The following is a 24,521-nucleotide window of genomic DNA, read 5'->3' as shown; positions in this document are numbered from 1 at the left end:
AACACTGGCACTGCTACCCTTGACCATGGAGGCTCCTTCGCTAGAACGGATAGGTTTAAGGCACCACCCATTCTGCCTAGAAGCCTCTCGTCATATCAACCCACCCATCAAAACAACAAACACGGTCAATTTTCCCTGACCGTAGCGAAAAACACGAGTATCATGGTCGGCATGAGGGGTACGACGACGAACGGCGACATCCAGACGTCGCAGGGGGCACGCACTGCGCCGCGCGTCACGTCACGTCCCACGCTGAGCGACGTGGCCGCGGCGGCCAACGTATCGGTGGCGACGGCATCCAAGGCGCTCAACGGCACCGGGCGGATCTCGGCGAAGACGCGACGCATCGTCCAGCACGCCGCCGCACAGCTCGGATACCGCAAATCCGCGGGGTCGGCACGGCGCTCCGGCACCGCGGCGCGGGCGCGCTCGGGGCTGGTGGGGCTGATCACATCCGACTACAACGGCCGGTTCTCGCTGCCGCTGCTCACCGGCGCCGAAAGCACGCTGGGAGCCTCGAACCACGCGGCCCTGCTCATGAGCTCGCACGGGCAGCCGGCGCTGGAACGCAGCCACATCGACCAGCTGGCGGCCCGCGGCGTGGACGGGCTGATCGTGGTGGGCGACACGACGAACCCGCGGCAGCCGCTCAAACCGTCCACCACCATGGGACTGCCGGTGGTGTACACGTACGACCCCTCGACCGACCCGGCCGACTGCAGCGTGGTGTGCGACAACATCGGCGCCGGCGCGCAGGCGATCGAATACCTGCTGAGCCTGCGGCGCCGCTATATCGCGGTGATTGCCGGATCGGACGACTTCCAGGCGGCGCACGACCGCGTCAACGGCGCCTGGCGCACGTTCACGCTCTACGACTTCCAGCCGGTGGACGTGCTGTACGACTCGTGGAGCGAGGAGTGGGGCGAGCGGGCGGCCCGGCTGCTGGTCGAGCGGCACCCGCACCTCGACGCGATCTACGCGCTGAGCGACGAGATCGCCCGCGGGGCCGTGCGCGGCCTGATGGCGGCCGGCAAACGGGTGCCGCAGGACGTGGCGGTCGTCGGGCACGACAACTGGTACGTGTTCTGCTCGAACTCGCACCCCACGCTCACCACGTTCGACAACAACATCGCGCTCATCGGCAAGACGGCCGCGAAGTACCTGCTCGACGCGCTGCGCGGGCGGCCGCACCACGGGATCACGGCGGTGGAATGCCCGCTGATCGTGCGCGAATCGACCGAGACCGAGCGCAAGACCACGCTGGACAGCTCGGACAAGCTCTGGCGTCGCGGCGGCGGCAACTGAGCCGGCACCGCAATCAGCCGTCTTTTGTCACAGCGGGTAGGTACACGCTGTGACGTGATTGCGAAAACCCAATGATCGCAAGGGTTGCGGCAGTCGTGTCACAGCGGGTAGGTACACGCTGTGACGAAACGGGGGACACAGGGAACAAGCCCGCGCGGTTTAAGTTAACATTCTTTACATTTATCTGTACCAGGCCTTAAGATTGACCATTGAAAACCTGCATAGACGTAGGTGTCTGACGTTGGCGGTTCGGCCTCAATGGGGAAGGAAAACCAGCGGAGGAGCAACAGATGAAAGGTACATGTAATGGAGCATGCAGTAAAGAGGTTCAAGGCGTGCGCTCTCGCGACGATCGTCGCGATGGCACTGTCTCCCTTTGCGTTGCAGGCGCAGGCGAAGGCCGCCGACGCGGCCGGAGTCGGCGGTGACGTCTCCGTCACCCAGACCGACAACTCGCTGACCGTCGGCAACGGCGCGCTGTCACGCACGTTCTCGACGGCCTCGAACAAGCTGTCGACCACGGAGATCAACAACAAACGCGCCAACGTTAAATACACGCCGGCCAGCGGCAGCGAGGAGTTCGTCGTCAAGATGACGAAGAACACCGGCGACACCAAGCCGCCGACCGCCATCGACCGCACCGGCTGGGAAGCGAGCGCCTCCAGCGCCGAGACGAGCGGCGAGAACTCGCCGGCGTCCAACGCCATCGACGGCAACACCAGCACGATCTGGCATTCACAGTACAGCAGCGGCAATATACAACTACGAACCGGCCACTGGCTGATGCTGGCCCTCGGCAAGGAGACGACGTTCAAGGCGTTCTCCTACACGCCGCGCCCGTCCGGCGCCAACGGCAACGTCAAGGGGTACAAGCTCATGTACTCCAACGACACCACTGCCCCGTCCGCCACCGACGCGAACGCCTGGACGGAGGCCAAGTCCGGCGAGTTCACCTATGACGGCGTCAACCCGATCTACGTGAACCTCGACAGCGCCGTCACCGCACGGTACGTCAAGTTCGTGCCGACTTCCTCGGTCAACGGAGCCAAGTTCGCCGGCTGCGCCGAGTTCAACCTGTACGCCGACACGTACACCGCACCCAGCGCCGGCCAGGACTATGACTTCGCCGCCAGTGAGCTGACGCTGGCCGGCAAGCCTGAGGTCAAGGACACGACCGCGACCATCAACAAGGTGAAGAAGACCGGCAAGGAGGTCGTGTTCACCTTCAAGCCGCACCAGTTCCGCGACGTCGACTACACGATCAGCGAGCACGTGGTCATGTACAACGGCGACCACTACATGCGCAAGTTCCTGTCGATCTCAGTGCCCAAGGCCCAGCAGGACGACGCGATCCTCGACTACATCGACCTCGAGTCGCTCAAGGTCACCGCGGGCAAGGACACCACGTGGACGATCCCGACCAACGCGGGCGGCGTCGTCGCGATGGACCAGTTCAAGGCGAACCTCGGCCAGCCGATCTACGTGGACGGCATGTTCATGGGCTCCGAATTCCCCGAGACCGATACGCAGATCGTGAACAACACCGGCTACATGCGCTACTACACCGGCAAGTCGTTCGCCCGTCTCGTCACCGACCAGCAGGCCGGCGCGAGCGCGGACGGCCAGTCGATCGTGTACAACACGTGGCAGACGGTCGTGGGCGCGGCCCGCAGCACCGACAACTCGGTCATCCAGTCCGACTTCTATGACTACATCACCGACATCGCCACGCCGACCGAGTTCCGTACGCAGTACAACTCCTGGTTCGACAACATGATGAAAATCGACGACACGAACATCCTCGACTCGTTCAAGGCCGTCGACAAGGACCTCAACGCGGCGGGCGCCGAACCGCTCGGCTCGTACGTGGTCGACGACGGCTGGAACAACTACAACCCGACCGAGACGTCCGTTGACGTGGAGCGTTCCGGCACCGGCAAGAACACCGCCGGCTTCTGGACGTTCAACTCGAAGTTCCCGAACGGCCTGACCCCCTCCAGCAAGCTCGTGCAGAAGCTCGGCAGCAACTTCGGCGTGTGGGTCGGCCCGCGCGGCGGCTACAACTTCTACGGCCAGCTCGCCGACATCCTCACCGCCAGCGGCAAGGGCTCCAAGGCCGGCGGCTCCATCGACGTCGCCGACCGCGAGTACGTGAAGAACTTCGCGAAGATGTCGACCGACTGGCAGGACAAGTACAAGGTGAACTACTGGAAGTGGGACGGCTTCGCCGACCAGGCCCAGTTCAACGCCTTCCCCGCCACCGATGGCGTCCCCGGCTACGCGAACCGCCACATGACCGGCGGCACGAACAACATGTACCACGTGACCGACCTGTGGGAGGCGTGGATCGACCTGTTCGACCAGGTGCGCGCCAACGCCGAGAAGAACGGCATCGACCTGTGGATCTCGCTCACCTGCTACGTGAACCCCAGCCCGTGGTTCCTGCAGTGGGCGAACTCCGTGTGGCTGCAGTGCGTCTACGACCAGACCGACGCGGGCGCCAGCGCCAGCAAGATGGACCGTCAGCTCACCTACCGTGACGCCACGTACTACGACTTCATCAAGAACCACGAGTTCCAGTTCCCGCTCGGCAACGTGTACAACCACGACCCGATCTACGGCAAGGAGGGCACGAACATCACGGCGACCACCGCGACCGACGTGCAGTTCGCGAACTACCTGTACACGCAGGCCAGCCGCGGCACCGCCTTCTGGGAGCTGTACTACTCCGACAGCCTGATGAGCGAAGGCAAGTGGCAGGTCACCTCCGAGTTCCTCAAGTGGGCGAAGGAGAACCACCACATCCTGCGCAACGCGAAGATGTTCGGCGTCTCGCCGAACTCCGCAGTGAAGCTCAACACCACGACCAACAACAACGATCTCGGCGGCGCGTACGGCTTCTCCGCGTTCGACGGCGAGGACGGCCTGGTGATGGTCCGCAACTCCTCCACCACCGCCAAGGACATCACCTACAAGTTCGACGCGACCAACGGCGTGCAGATCGACTCCGGCACGTACAACGTGACGCTTGACCGCGTGTACAACCCGAAGGACTCCGCCGAGGCCAAGGACACCCCGAGCGACGCGAAGGTGACTTCGACCACGACGTTCGACTACGGCAAGTCCCACACGTTCAACCTGCAGCCGGACGAGTCCATCACGTTCCGCGTGAGCAAGACGACCGACAAGACCGCGCCGAAGATCGCGTCCATCGCCGCCGACGGCAAGACGGATGTCCGCGTGAAGTTCGACGAGCCGGTCAAGGCCTCCGCCGACGTCCCGTTCGAGCTCACCGGCGCCGAGATCGCGTCCGTCAAGGCCTCCGCCGACCGCGCGACCTTCGACATCACGCTCAAGGACGCCCCGGCCAACGGCACCAAGCTCACCGTCAAGGCGGGCGACAAGATCGCGGACCGCGCCGGTAACAAGGCCGACGACACCGCGTCCGTCACCTACCGCGCCGGCAACAAGGTGACCTCCTCGCCGGAAGCCGACTATGACGGCACGACGAAGAACCTCGGCACCAAGGGCCGTTCGCTCGACAGCGCCGGCGGCTTCACCGTCGACCTGGACGTGACGACCACCTCGACGAACGCCACGCTCGTCGCCCAGCCGAAGGGCTACACCGTCGCCATCGACAAGGACGGCTACCCGACCGTCGCGCTCAACGGCGCGACCGCCACGGCCGACGTCAAGGTCAACGACGGCAAGAAGCACAGCATCACCGCCGTCAAGGAGAACAACGGCATGCTCAAGGTCTACGTGGACGGCGCCCTCGCCGGCTCCGTGTACAAGGCCGGGAACATGACGTACACCATCCCGGCAGGCCGCGCGACGACCGGCTCCAAGGCGTTCGCCGGCAAGCTCGCCGTGGCCGTCTACGACACCGCGTGGGGCTATGACGACATCGCCGCCGCGGACGCCCCGGCGACCGTGGAAAACGTGGCGCTCAACAAGAACGCCAGCGTGCACTGGATGGACGGCTCCGAGGCCCCGACCGATCAGGGCCGCCCGGCGTCCATGGCGGTCGACGGCAACAGCACCGACACTGCTAACAACTATGTCGGTTTCGGCTCCGATGACAAGACCGAGGGCTCGTACCTGCAGGTCGACTTCGGCGCGGTGTACGACATCGAGAACACCGAAGGCGGTGCTGAGGGCGCTGCGAAGATGTACCGCTACTGGGCCGACAGCCGCACGTACAACGGCACGGTGGTCATGCTGTCCGAGAACGGCACGTTCGCCGAGGGCGACCGCACGATCATCTACAACTCCGACAAGGAGAACTTCTTCAAGTTCGGAGCAGGCACCGAGAACACCTACGCCGAGACCAGCGCCGGCAAGGCGTTCAACGTGCCGGCCGGCACGAAGGCGCGGTACGTGCGCGTCTACATGCACGGACGCAACGGCGGCAACACGAACCACATCGTCGAGCTGCAGGTCTTCGGCAAGAAGATCGCCGGCGAGACGACGCCCGACGCCGTGGACAAGTCCGAGCTGCAGGCGCGGCTTGCCGAGCTTGCCAAGGTCGATACCACCGGCAAGACCGCGGACAGCGTCGCCAAGTTCAAGGCGGCGGTCGAGGCGGCCAAGAAGGTGCTCGACGACGCCGACGCCACGCAGGCCCAGGTCGACGACGCGGTGAACTCGCTCGAGGGCATCGAGAAGGTGCTCGTGGACGAGACGCCGGAGGTCACGGTCGACAAGAGCGCGCTCAAGGCGCGGCTCGAGGAGCTTGCCAAGGTTGACCTGACCGGCAAGACCGAGGCTAGCGTCAAGGCGTTCAAGGACGTCATCGCCGCAGCGACGGCCGTGTACGAGGACGCCGACGCCACGCAGGCCGAGGTCGATCAGGCGCTGAAGAGCCTCGAGGGGCTCGAGAAGGTGCTTGTGGACGAGCCGGTGAACCCGGAGCCGGGCAAGGTCGACAAGACGGCGTTGAAGAAGCGGCTCGAGGAGCTCGCCAAGGTGAGCACCGACGGCAAGACCGCCGCCAGCGTCGCGACGTTCAGGAAGGCCATCGCGGCGGCCCAGGCCGTCCTCGACAACCCGAACGCCACGAAGGCTGACGTCGACGCCGCGCTGAAGAGCCTGGACGGCATCGAGAAGGTGCTGACCGACGAGAAGACGCCGCAGCCGAAGCCGCAGCCGAACAAGAAGCCGGGCCTGTCCAACACGGGCGCTGACGTGACGGCGGTGGCTGTCGCCGCAGCGGCCGTCGCGCTGGCCGGCGCCGCCGCGCTCACGCTGCGCCGTCGCCGCAGCTGAGCCGGCCGTTGTTGGCCGAGCCGTCGACTCGGCCAACAACGTAGCGTAAACGAAACGGGGCCCTCACCATGCATGTGGTGAGGGCCCCGTCATATGACATCGCCGTATCAGACCATGCCGTCGTAGCCGCTTGCGTCACGCGGGCCGGGCGAGCCGCGTGACGCAAGCGGCGAAACCATTGCGAGACAAAGGACCGCGCACTCACGTCACATGGGCCGGGCGGCCCGCGTGACGTGAGTGCGGCTCAGCAGGGTGCGGCTCAGCGGCCGGTGCCGCCGTAGACGACGGCTTCGATCTGGTCGGAGTCCAGGCCGTAGGCGGTGTGCAGCGCACGCACCGCGTCGTTGAGCTGCTCGAGCGGCACGAGGGCGGCGATGCGAATCTCGGACGTGGAGATCATCAGCACGTTGATACCCTTCTCGCTGAGCGCGGTGAAGAACTTGGCGGCGAGGCCGGAGTGCGTCTTCATGCCGACGCCCACGACGGCCACCTTGCCCACGTTCGTGTTGATGTCGAACGCGCGGTAGCCGAGCTCGTCATGCTTGTCGATGAGGACCGTCTCGACCTGCTTGACGGTCGATTCCGGCACGGTGAAGGAGATATCTGCGGTGCCGACGGACGCGCCGGCCTGCACGATCATGTCGACGTTCACGCCGGCCTGGGCCAGCTCGGTGAACACCTTCGCCGCCATGCCGGGTTCGTTCGGGACGCCACGGACGGTCGCCAGCGCCTCGCTGCGGTCATGCGCGACGCCGGAGATGACCGGCGCCTCCGGGCCGAGGTCGGGGAACAGGTCGCCCATCGACTTGGTGCTGGTGGTCGTGGCGGCCGCTTCACTGGTTGCCGCGTTGCTGTCGTTGCTCATGTTATGCCTTTGCTCGTGTGCTGTTGCTCGGATTGGAATGTGTGGGGGTGGCTACGCGCCGCGTCAGTCGAGGTTCGGCAGGCTGCGCGGGTCGACGCCGTCGGGGACGATCAGCGTGCCGGTGCGGTGCGAGAAGGAGCTGCGCACGTGCAGCGGCATGTCGAACCGCTGCGCGTATTCGACGCATCGCAGCGCCAGCACCTTCGAACCGCAGCTCGACATCTCCAGCATCGACTCGTAGTCGATGACCGGGATGCGGCGGGCGGCGGGCACGATGCGCGGGTCGGCGGTGAACACGCCGTCCACGTCGGTGTAGATTTCGCAGATGTCGGCGCCCAGCGCGACGGCCAGCGCGACGGCGGACGTATCGGAGCCGCCGCGGCCCAGCGTGGTCGCGTCGCCCTTCGAGTTGATGCCCTGGAAGCCGGCGACGATGGCGACGTCGCCCTGGGCGAGCGCGTTCTTCACACGGTCCGGCTTGACGGCGCGAATGTGCGCGGCGCCGTAGCGGGCGTCGGTGAAGAAGCCTGCCTGCTGGCCGGTGAACGAGTGCGCACGGTCGCCGGCCGCGTGGATGGCCATCGCGAGAAGGCTCATGGAGATGCGTTCGCCGGCGGTCATCAGCATGTCCATCTCACGTTCCGGCGGGTTCGAGTCGATGCTGAGGGCCTGGTCGATCAGGTCGTCGGTGGTGTCGCCCATGGCGGACACGACGACGGCCACCTTGTTGCCCTTTTTCTTGGTCTCGACGACGCGTCTGGCCACACGCTTGATCGAATCGGTATCGGCGACCGACGAACCGCCGTACTTCTGCACGATGAGAGCCACTGCTGTCCAATCTTCTCGTGGGTGTTCTCTATAAGCGCCCATACTACGCAAGTGGGACGATTATACGATTTGCGGCGGTTGGGTGCGCTCACATTCGCCACATTGCGGACGGCAGGGACGGGCGCAAGCGGACGGCGGACGGCGGCACAGCGAACGGCTCGTCATTCTGCCTTCTTTTGTCACAGCGGGTAGGTACCCGCTGTGACGGAACAGGGAGCGAGTGAGAGGGGTGGCGTACGTCAGGCGGCGCAGCACGTCAGGCGGCGCGGCGGCCTTCCAGTGCGCGGCCGAGCGTGATCTCGTCCGCGTACTCGAGGTCGCTGCCGACCGGCAGGCCGCTGGCAAGGCGCGTGACCTTGATGCCGAGCGGCGAAAGCAGCCGGCTGAGGTACGTGGTCGTCGCCTCGCCTTCGATGTTCGGGTCGAGCGCCAGGATGACCTCCTGCACCTCGTCGGTCTTGAGCCGGTCGAGCAGCTTGGGGATGTTGAGGTCGGCGGGCCCGACGTTGGCCATCGGGTTGATCGCCCCGCCGAGCACATGGTAGAGGCCGCGGTATTCGCGCGTGCGCTCGATGCTCATCACGTCCTTCGGCTCCTCCACCACGCAGATCATCGTGCGGTCGCGGCGCGGGTCCGCGCACACCGGGCAGGGGCTGGTCTCGCACACGTTGCCGCAGACGTCGCAGAACCGTACCTTCTCCTTGACCTCCGTGACGGCGTCGACCAGCTGCCGCGCCTCCTCGTCGCTGGCGGACAGCAGGTAGAAGGCGATGCGCTGCGCGCCTTTCGGGCCGATGCCGGGCAATGACGCGAACGCGTCGATCAGCCGCTGGATCGCCCCGTCATATGCCAATGCCATCAGTTCGCCTCCGTCTGCTTGTCATGCTGGATGTTGCGCGGGTTCTTCGGATCGTCGGCGGCGAACTCCTCGGTCTTCTTCACCTCGAAGAACCGTTTGAGGTCGTCCACGCTCATCGCCTTCGCCGTGCCGAGCGAAACATCGTCCATCGAGTATTCGTCGTCTTCGGGCGCGACCGTCGGCACGGGGATGTCCTCCTGCGCATACGGGTCGGCCTGCGGCGACGCGAAACCCGCGCGGCCGGGGTGGCGGCCGTTGGCGGGGTTGCCTTCGTTGCCGTTCCAGCCGGACGACGAACCCGCATGGACTTGGGGACCGCCGGCTTGCGGCGCGGCGGACTGCCATGGGTCAGCCTGATGGGCCGGTCCGCTGAACTGGCCCGACCGGCCGGGTTGCTGCTGCGGTACCGGCTGCATGCCCGGTCCGGGTTGCGCGGCCGTGCCGTCGTTAGCCCACGGGTCGTCCGTATCATCGACGGTCGTCGCGGCGCCGCCGTGTCCGACAGGCCGCCCGGCAAACCGTTCGTCGCCGGACTGACCAACGACGCCTGACGCCGGCGCATGACCGACGCGCGATGCAGCGGCATCCGCGGCATGTGTCGCGTTGCGCGGAGACTGCGCGGCCGGCTCTTCGTTCGCCCACGGGTCGGTGTCGTCGCTCATGTCGGGTACGGCGACATGCTTGACATGACCGGCTTGCGGCATCGGGCTCCGACCTGCGGACGAGCCGGATCGGCCGCCGCCTACGCTGGAGGCCGGTGCGGCGAAACCGCTGTCGGTCGACGCGGCGACGTTTCCGTCAGGCGACATGTCGCCGTTCTCCGGCATCGCCCAAGGGTCGCCATCCGCGGCGGCATCACCGCGCGCGGGGACAACGTCGGCGCCCATCGCAACGTTCTCGGCAGCGTTTGCATGTCGCGGCGATGAACCGTCGCCGGCGTGGCCCGCCGCATGATCGACGGACAAGGGCGCCGCGAAACCGTCTTCGCCCTGATGCACCGGCTGCCGGGCGGCTGCCGGGCCAGCGGCAGGGGCGTTCAGACGCCCATCAGCGGCGTGATCCGACGATGAGACAGCCCGATGAACCTCGTCCGACGACGCCGATTCGGCGGTCTTGTCGTCGGACGTTCCGGTGGTCTTCGGCTCCTTGGCGACGCCGGCGCTCACACCGCCCAGCGAACCCAGCGACGCAGCGAGGCTAGCCTTCGCGATCTGCGCGCTGATGCGCTGCTGCTCCTCGGGCGGCAGCTTGTTCAGCGGCGGAGCGAGCTGGCCGTCGGCCATGCGCTTGGTCGGCGCCAACTGCACGTGGTCGCCGAACTCCTTGCGCACTTCGGCGCGCAGGATGTTGACCACGTTGGTCGTACCGTCCACCGCCTCGCCGGCGACCGCCTTCGCGAACGCGTACTTGCTGAGCGCCTTGTCGAACTTGATCCACAGTTTGCCGGCGCCGGTGCGTTCGTTGAGCTCCATGTGGACGCGCGGCACCACGTCGCGGCCCACGTATTTCGCCACATCCTGCGGCAGGCGCTTGACCAGATCATCCCAGCGCTGGTCGATAGTGCGCGTGTCGTCGGCCTGCGCGGAGCCGGCCATTGCGGAGCCGACCATTGCGGAGGCGGCCGGCTGCGCGTTGGCAGCGCCCGCGCCGGCCGCGGCGTTCCCCGGCTGCACGGTCGCCGCCGATGCTGATGCCAGCTGGTGCGCGGGGGACGCCATGGACGGCGAGCCGCCGGGCTCCTGCTGCGATGAAGTCTGAGCCATAGACGAAGTCTGAGCCGTAGACGAGGCCGTCTGCGCCGGTGCGGCCGCGAAACCGTCCTGACCGGCAACGTCGGCCGTCGCCTGCGCCGAAGATTGCGGAACTGCCCCGGCTGTATCGGGAGCCGGCTGCACGTCGCCTGACGATGTACCGGCGGCAGCCGCATTCGGCCCATGCCCTGCGTGGTCATGGGTTGCGCCGGACGCCGGGGTTTCGGCCACACGGTTGCGCGTCGAGCCGATGAATCCGCCGCGACGGGCGGACTGACCGGACGGTTGAGAGGACTGCGATGCCGCGCTGGAAGACGCCCCGGCAGGCTGCTGCATGGCCGGCGAACCGCCGACCGCCTGCGGCAGACCGATGTTCTCGCGTCCGGCGAGCAGGCGGGCGGCAAGCAGCTCCAACCTCATACGAGGTGAGATAGCGCCGGTCATCGAGCCGAGTGTCGTATTGATGGTCTCGGCCATGCCGGTCAACGCGCCCAGTCCGAGTGCGGACGCCTGACGACGCAGGTCGTCCATGTCCTCGGCCTCCGCGGCGTCCGACAGCACGCTCTCCGCCTGTGCGCCGCCCAACGTCAGCACCAGCAGGTCGCGCACGCGGGCGAGCAGGTCCTCGACGAAACGCCGTGGGTCGAATCCACCGACCACGACCTTCTGCACGACCCCGTAGAGCGCCTCGCCGTTGCGGTCGATCACCGCGTCGACGGCCTCGCCGATCAGCGCCTCCGGCGTGAAGCCGAGCAGCGCCACCGCGGAATCATGGGTGATGACACCGTCCACCGCGCCGACCATCAGCTGGTCAAGCACCGACAACGTGTCACGCACCGAACCGCCGCCGGCGCGCATCGCCAGCTTGAGCACACCCGGCTCCGGCTTGATCTGCTCCTTGTCGCAGATCTGCTCGAGGTACGGGCCCATGACCTCCTGCGGCACCAGGCGGAACGGATAGTGGTGGGTGCGCGAGCGGATCGTGCCGATGACCTTGTCCGGCTCGGTGGTGGCGAAGATGAACATCACATGCTCGGGCGGCTCTTCGACGATCTTCAGCAGCGCGTTGAACCCCTGCTGGGTCACCATGTGGGCCTCGTCGAGGATGAAGATCTTGTAGCGGTCGCGCGCGGGCGCGAATCCGGCGCGTTCGCGCAGTTCGCGGGCGTCGTCGACGCCGTTGTGGCTCGCCGCGTCGATCTCGACCACGTCGATGGAGCCGGGGCCGCCGGTGGCGAGGTCCTTGCAGCTCGGGCATTCGCCGCACGGGTGCGAGGTCGGTCCCTTGGCGCAGTTGATGCAGCGCGCGAGGATGCGCGCCGAACTGGTCTTGCCGCAGCCGCGCGGGCCCGAGAACAGGTAGGCGTGCGTCAGCTTGCCCTTGTCGAGCGCGCGCATCAGCGGAATCGTGACCTGATCCTGGCCGATGACCCCGTCAAACGTGTCCGGCCTATACCGTCGATACAGTGCAAGTGCCATAAGCTCCAACCCATCGCCCCGGTCATCGCCCGAGTCGTCCTTGAAAATCGTTCCTCATTCAATATACGTGCAGGCCGGATTTGACTTGGCCCGCGCGCCTGATCCTGCCATCGACACGCGCACGCCGTCAGCCGGCTGCCATGTCAGCGACCGGCATCGCGACGTCAGCGAACGCAACGCCGGCGACCGCAACGCCGGCGACCGGCGGTGTCAGCGGCTTGCGACGTCAGCGGACCGCGCTGTCGACGAACGCGCCGGTGAGCGGATCGCGGCCGTCGCGCACGATGGCCGCCGTGATGTGCTCCTCGGTGCGCGCCGCATGCCAGCGTTGGACGGCGGGCGGCACGAGCACACGCAGGGCGCGCTGTTCGACGCACACCTCGACCGGCAGCCGGCCCACATACTCGCCGTCCGCCATGAACACCGGAGGCTCGTCGCCTTGCGCGGCCCGCGTGATCTCCACGCGGCGGATACGACGCCAGCCGAACACCTCACTGGCCAGCAGACGGCCGTTGTAGGCGTTGGACAGCGCCTTCGCGCACTGCCGCGCGTTCGGCATGCAGGTGATCCAGATCAGATCCAGCATGCCGTCGTCGAGCAGCGAGTACGGCGACACTTCCAGTCCGCCGCCGATGTAGCGCGCGTTGGCCACGGTCAGCAGCGGCGTGATGATGTCGCGTTCGTCCACCGTTCCGTCGGCAAGCTCGGCGCGCACATGGTAGCCGTACCGCTTCATGTGGGTCAGTTCGCCCAGCACGGCCGCGATGTAGCGCAATGAGCCGCCCGGCAGGCGGGAATGATTCGCGCGGTCGTTGATGCTCGCGTCCAGTCCGCAGTTCAGCATGCCCGCGTAATACCGGTCGATCGGCTCGGCCAAGGCATGGCCTTCGCCGTCCACGATTGGCTCGCCCGATGCGCTGCGCACCGCCAGACCGCCTGTCAGCGAGCGCACATGACCCATGTCGACGTCCATGTGCGTGTTGCAGGCGATGGCGCCCACGATGCCTTCGACGGCGACCTTGACGCGGTTCACCGGCAGGTGCAGGCCACGGGCGAAATCATTGCCCGACCCGATGGCCACGATGCCCAGCGGCACGCCACTGCCCTGCACGGCGTTGGCGCCAAGCGCGATCATGCCGTCGCCGCCGATCACCACAAGGGCGTCGTACCGCGAGCGCCATGCGCGGGCCACATCCAACGATTCGTCGAAACTTCCCCCGGTCAGGTCCATCACGTCAAAGCCGCGTTCACGACCCGCCTCGGACAGCATTGCGAACACCTGCTCGCTGACAGCGGCGCCCCGCCCTTTATTGGATGCCGGATTGCCGATCACCGCCACCATCTTCGTCGCTTTCATAGCCTCAAACATAACGCATGAGAGACGTCACGCGCCAGAAGCGGGGCGAGCGGATGCCTGCGGGCGGGCGCCGGCACCGGGCTGCATCATCATGCGAGGCTCCCCGGCCGGCTCCCGCCGTCAGCGTCAGGCGGAACGCTATGGCGGGGCTAGGGCGGGGCTACGCAGTCGACGGGGCCTGCCCGCGAGGAGCGGGACACCCGGGATGCGACGGGGACTTTGGTGGCCATGGATACCGTGACCGACACGTCATCACCGTCCACCGTGCAACGCTCCAAGCTGGCGGTGCCATATGCCGCCACCCGGACGGCCACGGCGCAGGGGTCGTCAGTGGTGCCGGCCCAGTACGACTGCGCCGCGGACAGCGCCGCAAGATCGGATGCCGACCGGGCCCTGGCCTGGCAGAGCAGCAGATGGCCCGCCGCCGCGGCGACCGTTATGAGCACGCCGGCCAGCATGATGAGCATGACGCCGGCCATGGTCCCCGACCCCTCATCATGCTTGCGCAGCCATGGCGGGATGGCCGCGAGGCGATGTCGGGCGGATTCGTGCCGGCGATGCGCCGGCGTCATTGCCATCATCGTGTTCCTCCTTTCCGTCGTATGGGCGGGTGGATGGCCCTCATGCGGGTGACGCTCCCCCAGTCAGCTCCGCTGACAGCCCCCTCCACCGAGGGGGCCAAGGTGGCGGGCCAGTCAGCTGCGCTCAGACAGCTTCCTCCACCGAAGGGCCAAGGTGGCGGGCCAGTCAGCTGCGCTCAGACAGCTTCCTCCACCGAAGGGCCAAGGCAGCGGCCAGTCGGCTGTGCTGACAGCGGTTTTCAATTGAGGACGGCGGTGGCGGAGCCGGTGACCTTGGTCGGCAGGACGCCGAACGGGTCGGGCAGCACCGGGCATTGCACGGTGACGCGGATGCCGTCACCGGACCGCGACACCGACGCCGCCGCGCCGCTCCCGGCGACCGCGCGTGCCGTCGCCTGCGGGTCGCCGCCGCCCGAGACCAGCTGCTCGCGGGCCACGGCGGACGCCGCATCCTGGCAATCCATGGATACGACCACGGTGCGGGTCATGCCCAGCAGCACCACGGCAACCATGGCCACGGCGGGCAGCACCATCGCGAATTCCGCAGTGGCGGCGCCCTCGTCATGCCGGGACAGCCATGTCATCGCCGCCCCACGATCATCCGACGTTCAACGCCTGCTTCACGATGTTCGTGAGCAGCGTCTTGATGGTGTCGGACTTGAGGATGACCAGCAGCAGTGCACCGAAGCCGGTGGCGGCGAGCAGCACGACCGTATATTCGGCCGTGACCGCCCCCTCCTCGGGCCGCGCGGTCAGCGTGCGCAGCCGCGAGTCGATCATGCAGGCGCGCCGGCGGACGGCGGAAGCAGCGGAGGATGGCAGGCGGCGCAGCCTCGCCAGACGGCCCCCACCGTCCGCGATCATCGTCGTCTCGTCGATGTTCATGACAGTTCCTTTCCCTTCATACGGATCCCGGCCGGTCGACCGGGTTCCTCCACTATCGCCGACCGGTCGGCCCGGCGAAAGCCGTGCGAGGCAATGTGGTCGGAGCCTGCCGGTTATCCACAACGCCGGCGTGTCATCCACAGTGATTGTGGACAACTCAGCCGGCTTCGACCACTCAGCCGCCCGTGGCGAACGTCGCGACCGTGGGGATGATGCCCAGAAACACGAACGCCGGCAGAAAGCACAGTCCCGTAGGCAGCAGGAGCCGCACCGACAGTGCCGCCGCCTCGCGTTCGATACGTCCGCGCGCATCGGCATCCCACTGCTGCAAGGCGGCGGACAGCCGCATGGACGGCGACACCCCATGCCGCCACGATGGCTCCAACGCGTCCCTGATCGTCACCGCGACGTCGGCCCGATCGCCGAAATCGCAGGACCGCCACGCCTCATCCCAACTTGCGCCGCCGTGCAGCGCATCGCAGACTGCCTGCAATCCGTCGCCGAGACGGCCGCCCACGGCCTGCCCCACGCTGCTCAACGAGCCGGTGATTGACATGCCGCCGCGCAGCGAGACCATCAGCAGGCCCAACACAAGCGTGATGGATGCGTTCCCGGACCGCGCATCGGCTGCGGACCGCCGGTCATCGTCCGGCATATTGGCCGCCACGCCACGGCCGCGACACAGCAGACAGCATGCCGCGGCCGCCGCCGCGGCGATAATGGACCAGCTCATGGCGCACCCGCATCCGCACGGCCATGGCCATCGCAATCACCACGACCGACACGGCCTCCACGGCCGCCGCTCTGGCCGTCACCACCGGCTCGCAGCATCGCCGCCATCCAGACCGCGCCGACCACATAGCCGAACCCGCCCAACGCCAGACAGACATGACCCTGCGCCGACGAAAGCAGGAACCGCAACGGGCCTGCGCCCATCAGCTCGCCAAGCAGTATCGTCGCGGCCGGCAGCCCCATGAGCAGCGACACCGTGGCTTTGGGCACGGCGAACGCGGTGCGACGAGCATCACGCATCATGCAGGAGCGTCGATGATCCCGGCCGACCACATCCAGACAGTCCGCCAGCGAGCAGCCCAGTCGGCCGCTCAGCGAGGCAGCCATCATGCAATCCGCGGCGACGGTGGCTACCTGCGCGGCAGTCTCGTCCTTGGATTTTCGGCGGTCAAGGACATCGCGGATGCGGCGTTCGCTCAGCGACTGCGACGCGAAACCGTCGCCGCCCAGCGAGGCGAACGCGGCGTATGCCGTCGCACCGGCCCGGGAGGCCGCCGCGACGGCGGCGATGGACGCCGCCAGCCCCATGCCCGGCGCCGACTGCCCTGCCAGCCCCTGCGTTTCCCCTTCACCGTCCGCCTGCGCAGCAGCCTTCCGCAAGACGCCGGCGAGCGCCGCTGTCGCGGTATCGGGAACGTCTCCGGCAACGGCGGACAGCCGCTCCGCCGCGCGTGGACGGGTCAACAGCAGCGTCATCGTCAACACGGCGACCATCATCGCTTCAGCCGATAGCATCATGCCGACCACCTCCCCGCGAATCGTTCCCAGGCCGGGCCAGGCATGGCGGCGCCGGCGCCATCCCACACGGCGACCGCCTCGCCGACGAGTTCGTCGCCATGCACGAGCAGACGACCGATCTGTGCGATCCGACGTCGCCCGTCCACACGGTCCAGATGCAGGACGACGTCGAACGCCCCTTCGGCCAGGACGGCGAGCGCCCGGGCGTCAAGTCCGGCGAGCATGCCCAACGCGGCGAGACGTGCGGGCACCCGTCGCACCCCGTCGGCGTGCAACGTGACCATGCCGCCCTGATGCCCCGAGTTGAAGGCACGCAGCAGGTCGGCGATCTCTTCGCCGCGGCACTCCCCCAGAACCACGCGGTCGGGCCGCATCCGCAGCGTGGCCTTGACCAGATCCGGCAGGCCGATGGCGCCGGCTCCCTCCACGTTCGCTTCGCGGCTCACCAGCGACACGTGGTTGCCGTGGGCAAGACCGCCCAGCTCGCGCACCTCCTCCACGGTGACGATGCGGTCGCGCGGGTCGCATCGGGACAGCAACGCCTTCAGCAGCGTGGTCTTGCCGGTGCCGGTGCCGCCGGAGATGAGTATGCGCGCCCGGCGCACCACCAGCGAGTCCAGCAACGGCAACCACGATCGCGGGAACAGGCCGCGGTCGCATAGGTCCTGCAGACCGGTGCGGCGACGGTCCGGGAACCGTATCGTCACCGCCGCGCCCTGCGGCACCAGCGGGGCGACCACCGCGTGGACGCGCACGCCGTCGCCGCTGGAGGCATCCGCTATCGGACAGGCGTCATCCAGACGGCGGCCCAGTTGGGCGCATAATTGCACGGCGTATTCGCGCACGATCTGCGGGGTGCGCAGCGGCGTCGCGAGATGATGCTCCTCCATGCCGTCGCCGCGATCAGCCCACACCCTCCCCTCGCAGGTGATGGCGACGTCGGTGACCGTCGGGTCGCGCGAGAGCGCATCCAACGGCCCGAATTCGATCATGGCGTTCACCTCCCGTCGGCCTTGCTTCGGTCCGACGCCGCTTCGATGGCGTCCGCGAGCGCATCCACTGCGGTTCGGGATCGTCGCCCTATGGCGCGGATCCCCAATCCCCGGGCCATGTCGGACTGCAGTTTCCGCTCGTGCGTCACCGTGCCCAGCAGTTCGGCGTGAAGATACGATTCGGCTTCTTCACGGCCGACCATGTCACGCCGTGACGGGGAGCCGCGGGGCGTCACGCCCAGCATCAGCGGCGCGCGGCCGCCATAGTCGCCGATCGTTCCCAGGGCGGCGCGCCCCCGGGCCAGACCAAGCACGGTCAGCTCCACGAGCAGCACCGTCGTGCAGGGGTGCAGCATCGGCATGGACGTCCATGCGCCGATGCCGCCCGCATCCGCGATGACGGTGTCGTTGGCCTTGCCCAGGGCCCGCAGCACGGCGGCCATCGTCCATGGTTCGGGCCGTTCGCCACGCCAGGGGTGACTGGCCAGTACGGGCATGCCCTCCCAGTGCGGCAGCTCCCGGTTCAAGGCGGCCGCGTCGAGACGGCCCAACGGGGCGTCGATGGTCTGCAGCCGCAAGCCGTCCTCCTGTTCGATGCCGATGAGCACGTCAAGACCACCGGCGTCGGTGTCGCAGTCGGCCAAGGCGCAGCTTCGACCGCGCTGCTTGAGACGCCACGCGGTCATGGCGGCGAGCGTGCTGGAGCCGATGCCGCCCGAAGCAGCGCAGAACACGGTGATGTTGCCACGTTCGGTCGGCGTCAGCATCGGCGTCTCATCGTATGCGACCGCACTTTCCGACGCGTTGGCCAGCAGCACGGCATCCGCCGAGACGTCCAGCGACCGGTCGGCTGCGCATGGTTCGAGGTCACGCGGCAGCACAAGCGGCCGCTGCCTTGCGCGGCCGGGCGGCGCGGCACGGCTGTTGCGTGCCGTGACCGCGGGCGATGGCGGCAACGGCAACGGTGATGACGGCAACGGCAGCATCGAGGACGACGATGACGGCGCGCGGGTCCGCGGAGGCGGGTTCCTCCGGTCCGGCAGGCCGCCGCGCGCGGGCAGATGCGCCCTTGGCGGCCCCGGGGACGACGGCGAATGTGAGACGGTACGCATGTTCATGAGGCCGATTGAACCGTACGTCATGAGGCGGCGGCAACCCGAACGGGGTCATGTGGTCGGAGCTTGGCGGTTATCCACATCCCGGGCGTGTCGTCCACAGGAATTGTGGATAACCGGGGCGGCGGGGCTAGAAGCGGGTGACGCTCCCCCAGTCACGGCCTGCGGCCGCGACAGCCCCCTCCACCGAGGGGGCCAAGGGGGCGGGACGAGCGGTTTGCGGGCGACGCTCCCCCCCCCGTCTTCGCTACGCTCAGACAGCCCCCTCCACCGAGGGGGCCGAGGGATGCGGGACTGCCGTGAACAAACGAAAAGGCCCGCCGGAGCGGGCCTTTTCAGCAAGTCAACCCCGAGCAGATCGCTGCACAACTTCCTCGTCGTAACGGTAAGTCTTTCCAATGCCCGTTCAACGTAACAGTCCTTCGTGACCATACACTCTTGTGGGCCTGCTCTTGAGTTTTCCTTGCACCTCATAAATTAGTCCGCCACCCCGGCCGTCGCAACCTGCACGGCACCCTTGTGCGCTTTTTATCGCAAATGTGCGCATCCGCGCGCAAATCAGCCCAATCCGTGCGTTCCTGTGCGCCAAAAACCGTGATTTGTGCGGTTCTGTTCGACTTCCTCCACGCCACGGCGTGTCGCCCGTCGCACCCCGCCGCGCCCCGACATCCGCCACCGCCGCGCGACCGCCGCCGGCCGATGGTAAACAACCGCTGAATTCTCACACGCCACAGGCGAAAACCGGCCCCGGCGCGCCTAAAGTAGAATGCATGGCACAAACATTTGACGCACCGTCCAAGGCGATTCTGCGCAGCCAAATCGCTGAGCACATCGCCGAGACCGACAAACCCGACAAGCGCGAGCCTCGGGCCGGCGAGGAGCCGCTGCCCCAGGACCGCTACTTCGACCGCGAACTCAGCTGGCTGAAGTTCAACCAGCGCGTGCTGGAACTCGCCGAGGACGAGGACCAGCCGCTGCTGGAACGCTGCAACTTCGCCGCGATCTTCGCCTCCAACCTCGACGAGTTCTTCATGGTCCGCGTCGCCGGCCTCAAGCGCCGCATCGACACGGGCATCGCCGTCACCGCCGCCAGCGGCCTGAGCCCCCGCCAGCAGCTGCGCGCCATCAGCGAGCAGGCCCACCGCCTGCAGAACGAGCACGCGCACTACGTGATCGAGAAGCTGCTGCCCGCCCTCGGCGAGGAGCACATCGTGCTGCTGAGCTGGGACAAGCTGACCACCGCCGAACAGGAGCGCCTGTCGCGCTACTACCGCCAGCAGGTCTTCCCCGTGCTCACGCCGCTCGCCGTCGACCCGGCCCACCCGTTCCCGTACATCTCCGGCAACTCGCTGAACCTCGCCGTGCTCGTCGAGAACCCGACGTCCGGCAAGTCGCACTTCGCACGCGTGAAGATCCCCGGCAACATGCCGCGCCTGGTGCCCGTCGACGACCTGACCGACGAGGAGAGCCGCGAGGAGCGCTTCGGCTTCATCACGATGGAGAACCTGATCATCGCCCACCTGGAATCCCTGTTCCCGGGCATGATCATCAAGGAGGCGCGCTCGTTCCGCGTCACCCGCAACGAGGACATCGACGTCGAAGAGGACGACGCCGAGAACCTGCTCAACGCGATGGAGAAGGAGCTGCTGCGCCGCCGCTTCGGACCGCCGATCCGCCTGGAGATCTCCGACGCGACCAGCCCGTTCCTCTCCCAGCTGCTCGCCGACCAGCTCGGCGTCAACCCGGAGGAGGTCTACCGCCTGCCCGCGCCGCTCGACTTCACCGTGCTGTTCGAGCTGCAGTCGCTGGACCGTCCGGATCTGAAGAACCGCCCGTTCATCCCGACCACGAACCGACAGATCGCCGAGGTCGAGTCGAGCCGTGCGCAGGACATCTTCGCCGCCATCCGCGAGCGCGACATCCTGCTGCACCACCCGTACGACTCCTTCTCCACGTCAGTGCAGGCGTTCCTCGCGCAGGCGGCCGCCGACCCGAAGGTGCTCGCCATCAAGCAGACGCTGTACCGCACGTCCAGCAACTCGCCGATCATCGACGCGCTCATCGACGCCGCCCACGCGGGCAAGCAGGTGCTGGCGCTGGTCGAGATCAAGGCGCGCTTCGACGAGGACGCGAACATCGCGTGGGCCCGCAAGCTCGAACGCGCGGGCGTGCACGTCGTGTACGGCATCGTCGGCCTCAAGACCCACTGCAAGCTCATCGAGGTCGTGCGCCAGGAGCAGGACGGCCTGCGCCGCTACTGCCACGTGGGCACCGGCAACTACAACCCGAAGACCGCCCGCCTGTACACCGACCTTGGCCTGCTGACCTGCGACCCGGTGGTCGGCCAGGATCTGACCCGACTGTTCAACCAGCTGAGCGGCTACGCGCCGAAGTCCAGCTTCCACCGTCTGCTCGTGGCGCCGCGCACCGTGCGCACCGGCCTGATCCAGCGCATCCGCCGCGAGGAGGACGCCGCGAAGGCCGGCAAGGAGGCGTGGATCAAGATCAAGGTCAACTCGCTGGTCGACGAGCAGACCATCGACGCCCTGTACCGCGCCAGCCAGGCCGGCGTGAAGATCGACATCGTGGAGCGCGGCATCTGCGCGCTCAAGCCCGGCGTGCCCGGCATGAGCGATAACATCCGCGTGCGTTCGATCCTCGGCCGGTTCCTGGAGCACAGCCGCATCTACGCGTTCTGCAACTCGGATGGACCGCAGATCGGCGAGGGCCCGATCTCCGGTCCGGAGGTGTGGATCGGCTCCGCCGACCTCATGCACCGCAACCTCGACCGCCGTGTGGAGGCGCTGGTGCGCATCACCGCGCCGGAGCAGATCGACGAGCTGATCCGCTACGTGGACCTGCAGATGGCCGATTCGACCGCCTCGTGGCACATGCAGCCGGACGGCACGTACGTGCATCACTCGCGCGACGACGAAGGCCGTCCGCTGGTCGACTGCCAGGAGTACCTGATCCGCAAGCACACGCGCCGCCCGCGTGCGAACAGCTGACACGGCGGACGTGACGGACACGGCGGAACGGCGTCCGTGAACGCTCACTCCAAACCGGTGCTACAGTAGTACCAACTATCTCGACGATGGCCGGCCCCACACGGGGTCGGCCTTCGTCGTTCCTTGGGACAACCGGAAAAACAACGTAGCCGAGACATACCGGACCACCCCGGAATGAATCGATACACAGTCGCAACGCGACAACCGACGGCCACCAGCACGACGTGGTCAGGACGCACGCTGGGGCATAATGGAAGGGTGAGTGGCGAAGTGAAGATCGTAGAAGCGGCCGGAGCAGTGCTCTACCGGCGCAACACGGATTTTCAAGGCTGGATGAAATTCTCCGACACCGGACGGCAGCCGGACACGGCGAGCGCCGAGTCCGTGTTCGACACACTGCAGGTGTGCATCGTGCACCGGCCGAAATACGACGACTGGAGCTGGCCGAAAGGCAAGCTGGAGCCGAACGAGACGCACCGGCATGCGGCCGTGCGCGAGGTCGGCGAGGAGACGGGCACGCCCGTCGCGCTCGGCCCGTTCCTCGGCGAGGTCGAATACCCGCTCGCCGAAGAGGGCAAGAAGAACCGTTCCAAGGACCGCACCGTCGACACGAAGCACATCCTGTTCTGGATGGCCAGCCCCATCAGCGACGAGGAGAACGCACGGCTCGTCGACGCCTTCGGCCCCGTGCACCGCGCCGACCTCGGCGAAATCGACCAGGTGATGTGGGTGTCCGTCCAACGCGCCCACCGCATGCTCACCCACTCGACCGACCGCGACATCCTCGCCCTGTTCGTCGACCGGGTTGAGCAGGGCGCCGTGGACGGCGACATGCTGCTGCTCGTGCGACACGGCAAGGCCGAGGCACGCAAGGCGTGGAAAGGCAGCGACGGCAAGCGGCCGATCACGCCGAAAGGCGCCGCCGCAGCCTACGCGCTCGACCGCGAACTCGCCTGCTACAACCCCACCCGACTCGTCACCTCGCCGTGGCTGCGCTGCCAGCAGACCATCCAGATGCTCGCCTGGCAGACCGGGCTGCCGCTGCACATGGCCGAGCCGCTCACCGAGGACGCGTTCGCCGCCGACCCCGACGCCGCCTGGGAGTGCTTCCGGTACGAGCTGGAGTTCACGATCCGGCATCACGGGGCGACCGCCGTGTGCATGCACCGACCGGTGATCGGCGGCATATTCGAGCATCTGCGCGGACTATGCGCCGCGAACTCGCTCGCCAAGAAACTCATCCCCACATCGCCCTACATGCCCACCGGCACCGCCATCGCGCTGTTCGTGGTGCAGAAGGGCGAGGAACTGTCCATTATCGACGTACAGAAAGTCACGCCACTTGTCTACTAGCTTGCATTACGGTTCAGGTTCCGTCGTCTCCAGCCGCACCGGCTTCACGCCGACCGGCTCCCCGCGCCCATCGCGCCCCGGCCAAATCGACCCGGGCATCATCGACGGCATCGCAGGCGGCGCCGACCCGAGCGTGGTCAGTGAAATGAGCCACGCGTCGGCGGCCGCACTGCTCGACCGCGTGCGGCACGACGCCGACACCGATCCGCAGATCGTGCAGCGCGTGCTCACGCTCGTCGACCGCGAAGGCGTGGACCTGATCGCCGAACTGTGGAGCCGCTCCGAGCCGGATTCGCTGCCGGGCATCATGTGGCGGCTGTACACGTTGCGTTCGTGGATGCGCCGCGACCGCGACCTGATCTCACGTCTGTGGCGGCTGGGCGAACCGGTGGCGACCACGGCGTCGGCAATCGCCGGCATCGACCAGGCACCCGACGAGGACGACATCGCGCGGTTGGCCGATTCGATCCTCTCCGGCGCGTTCACCGGGGATTTCGCCGTGGCGTTGGACCGTGCGAGCGCGTTCACCGACGTGGTGGCGCAGGGCCTGCACGTGGAGGCGAAGCGCATGAGCGCGATCGAGCAGCGCGAGCGGGCGGCCCGGCTGCTGCATACCGCCGGCAATCTGATGGTCACGTCGCGCGACTTCCGGCACGGCGCGCAGCTGTGGCGGCAGGGGAAGCTGGATTAGGCGGGGCGCCGCGCGGGCGCTGTGGTTGCGGTCACGGTGGCGGCTGCGGCGGGACCGCGACGGAAACTGCGGTAGAAGTGGTGAGATGGCCGTCCGTGGCGTCCGTTTTCGACTGCGTGCAGGCGGATTATGGTCAGAAACGACCGCCAGCAGCGTCGTTGGCGTCCGTTTTCAACCATCAGACGCGCAGTTCTAGTTGAAAACGACCGCTGCAGGCACTATTCGCGGTCGTTTTCGACCAAGAGCTGCGGGATGTTGGCGGGAAACGACCGCCAGAGGGAAGGCGAATCCGTCACTCTGCTCGCCCAATCACGGTGACGCACCACTGAAACCCCTTGCAAACACTGGGGTTTCGTACCCGCGTCACCGTGATCGGGCGAGCAGAGTGACGCAAGAGCGACCGACGATATGCGACCAGACGGACCGGTGACGACGCGGGGTCGCCCCGGCAACACGCGGCCGGGCGGCATCACCGCGGAATCGGTTATACTGATATCCGCGCCGGGCCATGCATAGCCCCGGGCTCCATTTTTTGCCGCTGCGAGCGGCCTTTGCGCCGACAGGCGCTTTCGTGGTTCGGCGCTTCACTTTTCTTGACGGCGTAAATGTCGACGTCTTCCTCTCCCCTTCCCCATGAATTGCGGTGGCGCCATC

Annotated in this window: 17 protein-coding genes; 5 read left to right on the top strand and 12 right to left on the bottom strand. The window is 67.2% G+C overall.

All coding sequences use genetic code 11. The annotated features are described in order from the left end of the window. Positions 1 to 171: 171 nt before the first annotated feature. Both F7D09_RS08090 and F7D09_RS08085 read left to right on the top strand, forming a co-directional pair. Positions 172 to 1,305, top strand: a complete 1,134-nt coding sequence (locus tag F7D09_RS08090) for a LacI family DNA-binding transcriptional regulator (RefSeq protein ID WP_152234883.1) — start codon at positions 172 to 174, stop codon at positions 1,303 to 1,305. A gap of 306 nt (positions 1,306 to 1,611) precedes the next feature. Next, a complete protein-coding gene (locus F7D09_RS08085) occupies positions 1,612 to 6,573 on the top strand; it encodes a discoidin domain-containing protein (protein ID WP_152234882.1) in 4,962 nt (1,653 codons plus the stop codon). A gap of 259 nt (positions 6,574 to 6,832) precedes the next feature. On the opposite strand, the gene F7D09_RS08080 is transcribed toward F7D09_RS08085, so the two are convergent. The 12 genes from F7D09_RS08080 to F7D09_RS08025 all read right to left on the bottom strand — a co-directional run bounded on the left by F7D09_RS08080 (position 6,833) and on the right by F7D09_RS08025 (position 18,581). Beyond that, positions 6,833 to 7,375, bottom strand: a complete 543-nt coding sequence (locus F7D09_RS08080; RefSeq protein WP_152234889.1) for an ACT domain-containing protein — start codon at positions 7,373 to 7,375, stop codon at positions 6,833 to 6,835. A 126-nt stretch (positions 7,376 to 7,501) separates the two neighbouring features. Beyond that, positions 7,502 to 8,266, bottom strand: a complete 765-nt coding sequence (locus F7D09_RS08075) for an aspartate kinase (protein WP_152234881.1) — start codon at positions 8,264 to 8,266, stop codon at positions 7,502 to 7,504. A gap of 256 nt (positions 8,267 to 8,522) precedes the next feature. Continuing rightward, complete coding sequence (recR, locus tag F7D09_RS08070) at positions 8,523 to 9,125, bottom strand: recombination mediator RecR (protein WP_152234880.1); 603 nt, start codon at positions 9,123 to 9,125, stop codon at positions 8,523 to 8,525. Then, positions 9,125 to 12,355: a DNA polymerase III subunit gamma and tau gene (locus F7D09_RS11465; protein ID WP_226836130.1), complete on the bottom strand. Its 3,231-nt coding sequence runs from the start codon at positions 12,353 to 12,355 to the stop codon at positions 9,125 to 9,127. The genes recR and F7D09_RS11465 overlap by 1 nt, the downstream gene beginning before the upstream one ends. A 226-nt stretch (positions 12,356 to 12,581) precedes the next feature. After that, positions 12,582 to 13,724 (bottom strand): diacylglycerol/lipid kinase family protein, encoded by a 1,143-nt coding sequence (locus F7D09_RS08060; protein WP_193312392.1) that lies wholly within the window; start codon positions 13,722 to 13,724, stop codon positions 12,582 to 12,584. Positions 13,725 to 13,861: 137 nt separating this feature from the next. Further along, positions 13,862 to 14,293 carry an Rv3654c family TadE-like protein gene (locus tag F7D09_RS08055; protein ID WP_226836128.1) on the bottom strand — a complete coding sequence of 144 codons (432 nt, stop codon included), beginning with the start codon at positions 14,291 to 14,293 and terminating at the stop codon, positions 13,862 to 13,864. Between the two features lie 239 nt (positions 14,294 to 14,532). Next, on the bottom strand, positions 14,533 to 14,877 hold the full coding sequence (locus F7D09_RS08050) for a TadE family protein (protein WP_152234879.1): 345 nt from the start codon (positions 14,875 to 14,877) through the stop codon (positions 14,533 to 14,535). A 13-nt stretch (positions 14,878 to 14,890) separates the two neighbouring features. Next, positions 14,891 to 15,178, bottom strand: coding sequence for a DUF4244 domain-containing protein (locus F7D09_RS08045; RefSeq protein ID WP_152234878.1), 288 nt, complete (start codon positions 15,176 to 15,178; stop codon positions 14,891 to 14,893). Positions 15,179 to 15,353: 175 nt separating this feature from the next. Further along, positions 15,354 to 15,911, bottom strand: coding sequence for a type II secretion system F family protein (locus F7D09_RS08040; RefSeq protein WP_226836126.1), 558 nt, complete (start codon positions 15,909 to 15,911; stop codon positions 15,354 to 15,356). Beyond that, positions 15,908 to 16,708, bottom strand: a complete 801-nt coding sequence (locus F7D09_RS08035; protein WP_152234877.1) for a type II secretion system F family protein — start codon at positions 16,706 to 16,708, stop codon at positions 15,908 to 15,910. Before F7D09_RS08035 ends, F7D09_RS08040 begins: the two co-directional genes overlap by 4 nt. Continuing rightward, positions 16,705 to 17,700, bottom strand: a complete 996-nt coding sequence (locus F7D09_RS08030; protein WP_152234876.1) for a CpaF family protein — start codon at positions 17,698 to 17,700, stop codon at positions 16,705 to 16,707. Before F7D09_RS08030 ends, F7D09_RS08035 begins: the two co-directional genes overlap by 4 nt. A 5-nt stretch (positions 17,701 to 17,705) precedes the next feature. Then, positions 17,706 to 18,581, bottom strand: a complete 876-nt coding sequence (locus F7D09_RS08025) for a septum site-determining protein minD, TadZ-like protein (protein WP_152234875.1) — start codon at positions 18,579 to 18,581, stop codon at positions 17,706 to 17,708. A gap of 1,004 nt (positions 18,582 to 19,585) precedes the next feature. On the opposite strand from F7D09_RS08025, the gene F7D09_RS08020 reads away from it, so the two are divergent. From F7D09_RS08020 to F7D09_RS08010, 3 genes are all read left to right on the top strand, one after another. Beyond that, on the top strand, positions 19,586 to 21,823 hold the full coding sequence (locus F7D09_RS08020) for an RNA degradosome polyphosphate kinase (protein WP_152234874.1): 2,238 nt from the start codon (positions 19,586 to 19,588) through the stop codon (positions 21,821 to 21,823). A gap of 333 nt (positions 21,824 to 22,156) precedes the next feature. After that, positions 22,157 to 23,176 (top strand): NUDIX hydrolase, encoded by a 1,020-nt coding sequence (locus tag F7D09_RS08015; RefSeq protein ID WP_193312393.1) that lies wholly within the window; start codon positions 22,157 to 22,159, stop codon positions 23,174 to 23,176. Position 23,177: 1 nt separating this feature from the next. Continuing rightward, positions 23,178 to 23,867, top strand: coding sequence for a hypothetical protein (locus tag F7D09_RS08010; protein ID WP_152234885.1), 690 nt, complete (start codon positions 23,178 to 23,180; stop codon positions 23,865 to 23,867). Positions 23,868 to 24,521: the final 654 nt, after the last annotated feature.

It is taken from the genome of Bifidobacterium leontopitheci (assembly GCF_009193355.1).
GTDB classification, from domain to species: domain Bacteria; phylum Actinomycetota; class Actinomycetes; order Actinomycetales; family Bifidobacteriaceae; genus Bifidobacterium; species Bifidobacterium leontopitheci.
This window is presented reverse-complemented; position numbering and strand designations above follow the sequence as displayed.

Bases quoted from the DNA above. Each gene is read 5' to 3' on its own strand.
- F7D09_RS08090 (WP_152234883.1), top strand. From the start codon at position 172: ATGAGGGGTACGACGACGAACGGCGACATCCAGACGTCGCAGGGGGCA.
- F7D09_RS08085 (WP_152234882.1), top strand. From the start codon at position 1,612: ATGGAGCATGCAGTAAAGAGGTTCAAGGCGTGCGCTCTCGCGACGATC.
- F7D09_RS08080 (WP_152234889.1), bottom strand. From the start codon at position 7,375: ATGGGCGACCTGTTCCCCGACCTCGGCCCGGAGGCGCCGGTCATCTCC.
- recR (WP_152234880.1), bottom strand. From the start codon at position 9,125: ATGGCATTGGCATATGACGGGGCGATCCAGCGGCTGATCGACGCGTTC.
- F7D09_RS11465 (WP_226836130.1), bottom strand. From the start codon at position 12,355: ATGGCACTTGCACTGTATCGACGGTATAGGCCGGACACGTTTGACGGG.
- F7D09_RS08060 (WP_193312392.1), bottom strand. From the start codon at position 13,724: ATGTTTGAGGCTATGAAAGCGACGAAGATGGTGGCGGTGATCGGCAAT.
- F7D09_RS08055 (WP_226836128.1), bottom strand. From the start codon at position 14,293: ATGATGGCAATGACGCCGGCGCATCGCCGGCACGAATCCGCCCGACAT.
- F7D09_RS08050 (WP_152234879.1), bottom strand. From the start codon at position 14,877: ATGACATGGCTGTCCCGGCATGACGAGGGCGCCGCCACTGCGGAATTC.
- F7D09_RS08045 (WP_152234878.1), bottom strand. From the start codon at position 15,178: ATGAACATCGACGAGACGACGATGATCGCGGACGGTGGGGGCCGTCTG.
- F7D09_RS08040 (WP_226836126.1), bottom strand. From the start codon at position 15,911: ATGAGCTGGTCCATTATCGCCGCGGCGGCGGCCGCGGCATGCTGTCTG.
- F7D09_RS08035 (WP_152234877.1), bottom strand. From the start codon at position 16,708: ATGATGCTATCGGCTGAAGCGATGATGGTCGCCGTGTTGACGATGACG.
- F7D09_RS08030 (WP_152234876.1), bottom strand. From the start codon at position 17,700: ATGATCGAATTCGGGCCGTTGGATGCGCTCTCGCGCGACCCGACGGTC.
- F7D09_RS08020 (WP_152234874.1), top strand. From the start codon at position 19,586: ATGGCACAAACATTTGACGCACCGTCCAAGGCGATTCTGCGCAGCCAA.
- F7D09_RS08015 (WP_193312393.1), top strand. From the start codon at position 22,157: ATGAAATTCTCCGACACCGGACGGCAGCCGGACACGGCGAGCGCCGAG.